The organism is Cupriavidus sp. 05N38 (assembly GCF_056397345.1).
In genome coordinates, this window is the sequence record NZ_JBFTNF010000050.1 from 79130 (window position 1) to 86991 (window position 7862).

The following is a 7862-nucleotide window of genomic DNA, read 5'->3' on the forward strand; positions in this document are numbered from 1 at the left end:
GGGATCTGATCGCAACTGGCTCGGCATAGGACTTTCGGTCATCCATTCCGGCCAGGATTCACCTGCCGGATACTCGGGCTAGGGCTTGTCAGGCGCCAGACACTTGCTGACGAGTCCGGCATATCGCTGAAGGTGTGCGCAAACGGGAAGCGTTCATATAGATTACCCCGTATGGCACACACGTCCTTTTTCGCCAATAATGACCCCACATCCATCACTGGACGAGGGCGACCATGCGATACAGTCCCGATGCCATCCGCACCGTCGCCCTGGTCGGGCATGCCGGGTGTGGCAAGACATCGCTTGTCGAAGCGCTGCTGCACCAGGGCGGCGCCTTACACGCGCCCGGCAGCGTGGAGCGCGGCACCACGGTCAGCGATTTCGACCCGTTCGAGCGCAAATATCATCACTCGCTGAACTCTGCCGTCGTCCATCTGCACTATARGGACACGCGCATCTATCTGCTGGATACTCCCGGATATCCGGACTTTTCGGGGCTGTCGATCAGTGTCCTGCCCGCTGTAGAGACTGCCGTCATCGTCATCAATGCACAGACCGGCATCGAAATGACCACCCGGCGCATGATGGCGTGGGCGGAGGAACGCAAGCTCTGCAGAATGATCATCGTGAACGGTATTGATGGCGAAAAGGTCGACCTTCCGGGGCTTCTGACGCAAATCCAGGCGACCTTCGGCATGGGATGCCTGCCCATCAATCTGCCGGCGCAAGGCGGCCGCGAGGTGGTGGATTGCTTTTTCAACCCTGCCGGCGACGCCGATTTCCTGTCTGTTGCTGCGGCGCACAACGCGCTGGTCGATCAAGTGGTCGAGATCGACCCAGCCCTGATGGAGCTATACCTGGAGCAGGGCGAGGCCATCAACCCGGAGCAGTTGCACGAGCCCTTCGAACGGGCGCTGCGCGAAGGTCATCTGGTGCCGATCTGCTTCACGTCAGCGGCCAACGGCGCCGGCATCGCGGAATTGCTCGATGTGTTCGTCCGGCTCCTGCCCAATCCCTTGGAAGGGAACCCGCCGCTCTTCTATCGCGACGCTGGCGGCCGCAAGGAAGTCGTGCGCGCCGAGCCGGTCGCGGACAGGCATGTGCTGGCCCACGCCTTCAAGATTGTCATGGACCCATACATCGGCAAAATGGCCGTGTTTCGCATCCATCAGGGCACGATCAGGCGCGATAGCCAGCTTTATATCGGTGACCGGCGCCAGCCATTCAGGGTCGCTCATCTCATGATGCTGCAGGGCAAGGAGCACGTGGACGTCACGCAAGCCGGGCCAGGCGATATCTGCGCCACGGCCAAGGTCGACGAGATCGGCTTCGATGCCGTGCTGCACGACGCCCCCGAGGACGGCAACATCCACCTGACCCCGCTCCACTTCCCCATGTCCATCTATGGTCTGGCGATCGAGCCTGCACGCCGAGGCAACGAGCAGCGCCTCTGGGAGATTCTGCAGAAACTGAGTGCGGAAGACCCGTGCCTGCGCATCGAACACCCGGCCGGCACCAACGAGACGGTGGTACGCGGCCTGGGCGAGTTGCACCTGCGCCTCATGCTGGAGCGACTCTCCGAGCAGTACAAGCTCGAGGTCGTGACACGGCCACCGACAATCGCCTATCGGGAAACCATCGGCACCAGCGCCGAGGGGCACTATCGCCACAAGAAGCAAACCGGGGGCGCCGGGCAATTCGGCGAAGTCATGCTGCGCGTCGAGCCACTGCCGCGAGGCACTGGTTTCGAGTTCGTCGACGCCGTCAAGGGCGGCGCCATCCCAGGCCAGTTCATTCCCGCCGTGGAAAAGGGCATCCTGCAGGTCATCGACAGCGGACCGCTTGCCGGCTTCCCGATGCAGGACGTGCGCGTCACCGTCTTCGACGGCAAGAGCCATCCAGTCGACTCCAAGGAAGTGGCATTCGTCTCCGCGGGGCGGAAGGCCTTCGTCGATGCGGTGCTGAAAGCCCAGCCCATCCTGCTTGAGCCTATCGTGGACATTGAGGTGATGACGCCGGAAGCGTCGATGGGTGACATCATCGGCGACCTGTCCGCCAAGCGCGGGCAGGTTCACGGCACACGCACGGCCGCCGGCAACGCCGTGGTCGTTGTAGGGCAGGTCCCATTGTCCGAACTCAACGACTATCAATCGCGCCTGAACGCGATCGCTGGCGGACACGGCAACTACAGCATTCAGATCAGCCACTACGATCCGACGCCCCCCGCCCAGCAGGAGCGCATGGCGTCGAAACACAAAGAAGCAGGGCGATAGCGGGGCCCGGCTCCAGCATTAGTACCGTCGGCCGGCCGTTAGCCGGATCTTGATTTGGCCGCCCTGACGGTCCGGCCGGCCCCGGCTTCGCTCGTGGTAGATTCCTTTCGCTGTCTTCACGCCTTTGCGGTGCAAAGCCGAGCGGGTGTTTGCCCTTGCACCGGCTCGCGAGTTGACAGCTTTCTGCGGCAACGGTGACACATTTACATCTGATACGGTCTACGGCTGCTGCTGCACGGCCATCCAATACACATGCATCCTCAATCGTCCGATCTAGTTGGTCATCATCCGTCCATCGTCGCGTTGCGCGACCTGGTGACGCGCGTCGCGCGCAGCCAGGCCCGCACGGTGCTGATTTATGGCGAGACCGGGACCGGCAAGAGCCTGATTGCCCGGATGCTCCATGAGCAGTCTGCCCGCGCCGCGCGCGACTTCATCGATATCAATTGCGCGGCGATTCCAGCCCAGTTACTGGAATCGGAACTGTTCGGCCACGAGCGAGGCGCATTCACCGGGGCCGTGGTCAAGAAGGAAGGGCTGATCGAGGCGGCCAATGGCGGCACGGTATTCCTGGATGAAGTGCGTGAGCTGGACCCGGTGATGCAGTCGAAGATCCTCACGTTGCTCGATACCCGACGGTTCCGGCGCGTGGGTGCGGTCAAACCGATCAGCGTGGACGTGCGCTTCATCGCGGCCACCAACAAGATCCTGCTGGGCGAAGTCAACGCAGGGAATTTTCGCGAGGATCTCTACTACCGCCTGCAAGTCATCGCCATCAATATCCCGCCGCTACGCGAGCGCGGCGACGACATCTTCCTGCTGGCCCATGCGGCGCTGGAACGCTACAACCTGCAGTACGGCAGTCGGATGCGGCATTTCGACCCCGAGGTGGCGCGCATCTTCCGCAGCTATCGCTGGCCGGGCAATGTGCGCGAGCTGGAGAACCTGCTCGAACGGATCTGCCTGCTGGAGGAGGGCGATACGGTGCTGCCCGGGCATTTGCCCGCGCGTATCCTGCGCGAGGTCTCCGGCGCTCGTGCCACGGAGAAGCTGCCCGCGCCGCGGGCCCGTGGCGACGCAGGCACCGATGTGCACGACAATCCGCAGGACGACGGCGGGCTCGACTATTCCACGGCGACGGCTCGCTTCCAGACCGGTCTGGTACGCGCTGCGCTTCGCCACGCCGACGGCAACATCGGCATCGCAGCGGAACGGCTCGGTCTGACGCGCCATGCATTGCGACACCAGATGATCAAGCTGGGTATCACCGATGCGTGAAAATCGCACGCGCTGCGTGTGAATCGCGCGTTAAATCCGCGCATGGTATTTTTGCGTTCCGTTTAGTGCGTTGATTTAAAAGGAGAATTGTCAATTCTTGAGTCTGGCATGGATTTCGCTGAAAGGGTTCCAGGACGGGCATCGGTGCCCGCGAACGCTCTGGAGACCTGACACATGCAGTCACTGAAGATCATCTGCCCCAACGGCCATCTTGGCTTTGCGCCGTTGCGCATCGCCAGCTTCGAACTGGGCGTGGAAGCCGGGCCGGACTACATCGCCGCCGACTCGGGCAGCGATGACGTGGGGCCAGTGCCGCTGGGGTCCGATACCTCGACCAGCCCCGAGGCATGGCAGCGCCACGACCTCGAGCAGATGCTGCTGGCATCGCGCAAGCTTGGCGTGCCGATGATCATCGGCTCGGCTGGCGATACCGGCACCAACAGCCGTGTGGACCTGTACGTTCGCATCATCCAGGACCTGGCCCGCCAGCACGGGCTAAAGCGCTTCAAGCTCGGCTACTTCTATTCCGAGGTGGACAAGGGCCTGCTGCGCGCGAGACTCGACGACGGCGATGCGATCACGGGGCTGGACGGCTTTGCCGACCTCACGCACGACGAACTCGCTGCCACCGAGCGCGTTGTCGCCATGGCCGGCGTGCATCCGTACGTCGAATTGCTGCGCCAGGGCGCCGATGTCATCATCGGGGGCCGCAGCTCCGACGCGGCCTTGTTCGCCGCGCCCGCGCTGCATCATGGCTTCTCGGCGGACCAGGCGTACTACCTGGGCAAGGTGCTGGAATGCGCGTCGTTCTGCGCGGAGCCTTATGGCGGCAAGGAGACCGTGATGGGCACGATCTCGCACGACGATGTGCGCGTCACCGCCATGCACCCCGAGCAGCGCTGCACCGTGGCGTCCGTGGCGGGCCATGCGATGTACGAGCGTTCAAATCCATACGACGAATTCGTGGCCGGCGGCCGCCTCGACATGCGCGACTGCCGCTACGAACAGGTGGACGAGCGCACCACCCGGATCACGGGGTCGCGCTTCCACGCTGACGAAGCGGTGCGCGTCAAGCTCGAAGGCTCTGGCAAGGTGGGCGAACGCTACGTGGGGCTGTGCGGCGTGCGCGATCCATACACGATCGCCAATATCGACCGCGTCATGGCATGGGCCCGGGAGCAGGTGCGACTGCGCTTTGGCGACGAAGGCTACCAGCTTCATTACAGCGTCTACGGGCGCGACGGCGTGATGGGCGAGCTGGAGCCGCTGCGCGACCGGCCCGGCCACGAGCTCGCCGTGCTGGTGCAAGGCGTGGCGCCCACGCGCGAGATGGCCGAGGAAGTGACCATGACCGGGCTGCGCCAGATGTTCTACGCGCGGCTGCCCGACGTGAAGGGCACGGCCGGATCGGTGTCGTTCCCGCTGGACGAAGTGCTGCACGCGAGCGCGGCTTACCGCTGGACGCTCAACCACACCATCGCCGTGCACGATCCGCTGGCGCTGTTTCCCACACACCTCGTCCACGCGGGCGTCTGATGCAAGCCATCCTGGAGCCGAATATGCCTACTCAGAAACTGCACGAACTGGCCAAGACCATCCGCAGCAAGAACGCCGGCGTGAACAAGATCACGTTCGACATCATCTTTCGCGAGGCGGCGCAGTATGAGCGCGTCAAGCGATCCCGCGCGATCACGCGCGAATCGATGGCCGCGCTGTACCGCATTCCGGTGGAGCGCATCTCCGATTTCGTCGAATACGATCCCGCGCTGGCCATCAAGTTCACGATCTATCGAAACCGCCCCAGCGGCTGCGCGGGCGATGGCGACATCTTCGGGGCCCAGCAGTACGCGCCGCTGCTGGACCTGGACGTGCCGGCCTGAGCGGCTCGCCCCCTTGAATGATGTCATTTTCATTTCCACGCTGATCCCGGAGGTGCCGTAATGCGCTGGTATCGAACGACGTATTTTGACATTGCAGGCCGTCTGCTGGCGGCGCTGCTGCTGGTTGGCGCGGCTGGGGCCGCAGGCGCCCAGACTTCTGCGCCAGCGGCGCCCGACGCGGTGCCGCCGCTGGTGCGGCTGGTGGTACCGTTCACGGCCGGCGCCAGCAACGATGTCATCGCTCGCGGTTTGGCCCAAGGTCTGGCTCGGCGCCTGGGCACGACCGTGATCGTGGAGAACAGGCCGGGTGCGGCCGGTGTGGTGGGGTCCAACTTCGTCGCCAAGTCACCGCACGATGGATCGGTGCTGCTGCTGACGTCATCCACGCTGCTGACCGCGGCGGCCACGCAACCGAACTCGCCGTACGACCCGCTCACGGCCTTTGCGCCGGTGGCCATGGTAGCCGATGGGCCGATGCTGCTGGCCGTGTCGTCGGCGATGCCCGCGCGCACGCCCGCGGAGGTGCTGGCCGCAGCGCGAGCCAAGCCGGGCAGCATCACCTATGGGTCCGCCGGCGTCGGCTCGCTGGGGCAGATGGCCACGGAACTGATGTGCGTGTCGTCGGGTGTCAGCATGATGCACGTGCCGTACAAGGGCGCGTCCAATGCGTTGATCGACCTGGCGGCCGGGCAGATCGACGTAATGATCTCCAACTACAGTTCGCTGGCCACGCTGATCAAGTCGGGCAAGGTGCGTCCGCTGGCCGTGACGTCGCACGAGCGCAATCCTGCGTTTCCGGATCTGCCGCCTCTGGGCGCATCGGTTCCCGGCTATGTGGCCGACATCTGGGTGGGCGTGCTGGCGCCGGCCGGCACGCCGGCGCCGCTGGTGGAACGGCTTAACCGCGAGATCGCGGCGGTGGCGACATCGGATGACCTGAAGGCGACGCTGGCCCAGGACGGCGCCCGGCCGTCCGCCGCCAGTGCGGACGTGTTCGGCAAACGGATGAAGCAAGAGCTGGCGTTGTGGAAACGGATCGCCACAGAGCGCAAGATCGTGGCGGAGTAGCGACCAGGCAGGGCATCGCGCTCGGGTGCCGCTGTATCCGTTTGTCGGTGGTTCAGAACGCGGGGATGATCGATCCCTTGAACTGCGCATTGATGAAGTTGCGCACTTCGTCGGATTGATAGGCCTTGACGAGCTTGCTCACCCACGGCTTGTCCTTGTCCTGAGGGCGCGCGGCAATCAGGTTGGCGTACGGGCCGCGTGCATCCTCAATGGCGATGGTGTCTTTCTGCAAGGACAGTCCCGCCTGGTAGGCATAGTCATTGTTGATCGATGCCGCCGCGAGGTCGGGCAGCGCGCGCGGCAGTTGGGCGGCGTCGAGTTCCACCAGCTTGAGCTTGCGCGGATTCTCCACCACATCGAGCGGCGTCGCGTTGACGCCGTTCTGGCCCACGCCTGCTTTCAGCTTGATCAGTCCTGCCTTCTGCAGCAATAACAATGCGCGGTTGCCGTTTGACGGATCGTTCTGGATACCGATCTTCGCGCCCTCCGGAAGTTCATCGACGCCGCGATACTTCTTGGAGTAAATCCCCAGCGGCGCAGTGATCGTCAAGCCAACCGGCACTATCCTGTAGCCGCGCGTCCTGATCTGGCTGTCGAGGAATGGCTTGTGCTGGAAGGCGTTCGCGTCCAGGTCGCCGGATGCCAACGCCTCGTTGGGCTGCAGGTAGTCGTTGAACACCACCACATCGATCGTCAGGCCGTCGCGGGCGGCCACCTTCCTGACCAGGTCGAAGATCTGCTCCTGGTTACCGGCCGAGATGCCCACCTTGATCTTCGTCTTGTCCGGCGCACCTTGCGCCAAGGCGGATCCGATGCCTGCGACCACGCCAATGCCAACCCCAAGCGCCACGATGAGGGCGCGCACCCGCTTGTTCATAGTTATGGTCCCCGAATGGAAATGAGCCGGAAGCGGGCGCTACGCGTGACCAGCATGTCCCGCGCAGCGCCCGCATTGCCGACGGTGGCTCATTGTCGGGGGCGGGCGAATCGGCGCAAAGGAAGGAATCGGTATGACGTTAGTCGTGCGGCGCTGGAACAGCCGCGTCGCCGGTGGCGGCTTCAGAAAGCCAAGACCGCGCTGCGCCGACAGGAACTCGCCAACCACCGCGCCGATCATTTGCATGGTGCCGAAAGCTTCAGCAAGCCTTCGGCACCGACTGGAGGTGATTAGTGCTCGATCACCGGCGCATGCACAGGCGCGATCGATTCGTGCGTGGTTGCCGTACGTTGCGCAGCCTTGTGCACCATCGTGTAGGCATAGTCGATACCCATGCCGTACGCGCCAGAATGTTCCTTGGCCAGGCCGGTCACGGCATCGTATGTGTCGCGGTTCTTCCAGTCGCGCTGCCATTCGAGCATGACC

General features: G+C 63.9%; 6 protein-coding genes and 1 pseudogene. 5 read left to right on the plus strand and 2 right to left on the minus strand.

The annotated features are described in order from the left end of the window. Positions 1 to 233 precede the first annotated feature (233 nt). From fusA to AC1DK4_RS29220, 5 genes are all read left to right on the plus strand, one after another. Positions 234 to 2273, plus strand: a complete 2040-nt coding sequence (gene fusA, locus AC1DK4_RS29200; RefSeq protein WP_477131935.1) for an elongation factor G — start codon at positions 234 to 236, stop codon at positions 2271 to 2273. 252 nt (positions 2274 to 2525) lie between these two features. Further along, positions 2526 to 3551, plus strand: coding sequence for a sigma-54 interaction domain-containing protein (locus tag AC1DK4_RS29205; RefSeq protein WP_441620819.1), 1026 nt, complete (start codon positions 2526 to 2528; stop codon positions 3549 to 3551). A gap of 174 nt (positions 3552 to 3725) precedes the next feature. Continuing rightward, positions 3726 to 5087 (plus strand): acyclic terpene utilization AtuA family protein, encoded by a 1362-nt coding sequence (locus AC1DK4_RS29210; protein ID WP_441620817.1) that lies wholly within the window; start codon positions 3726 to 3728, stop codon positions 5085 to 5087. Between the two features lie 23 nt (positions 5088 to 5110). Continuing rightward, on the plus strand, positions 5111 to 5431 hold the full coding sequence (locus AC1DK4_RS29215; protein WP_441620815.1) for a DUF4387 domain-containing protein: 321 nt from the start codon (positions 5111 to 5113) through the stop codon (positions 5429 to 5431). 60 nt (positions 5432 to 5491) lie between these two features. Beyond that, complete coding sequence (locus AC1DK4_RS29220) at positions 5492 to 6499, plus strand: tripartite tricarboxylate transporter substrate-binding protein (protein ID WP_441620813.1); 1008 nt, start codon at positions 5492 to 5494, stop codon at positions 6497 to 6499. A 52-nt stretch (positions 6500 to 6551) separates the two neighbouring features. Here AC1DK4_RS29220 and AC1DK4_RS29225 read toward each other — a convergent pair whose 3' ends face one another. Both AC1DK4_RS29225 and AC1DK4_RS29230 read right to left on the minus strand, forming a co-directional pair. Next, positions 6552 to 7376: a MetQ/NlpA family ABC transporter substrate-binding protein gene (locus tag AC1DK4_RS29225; protein ID WP_441620811.1), complete on the minus strand. Its 825-nt coding sequence runs from the start codon at positions 7374 to 7376 to the stop codon at positions 6552 to 6554. A 290-nt stretch (positions 7377 to 7666) separates the two neighbouring features. Beyond that, positions 7667 to 7862: pseudogene (locus AC1DK4_RS29230) on the minus strand (hydrolase); the annotation flags it as partial.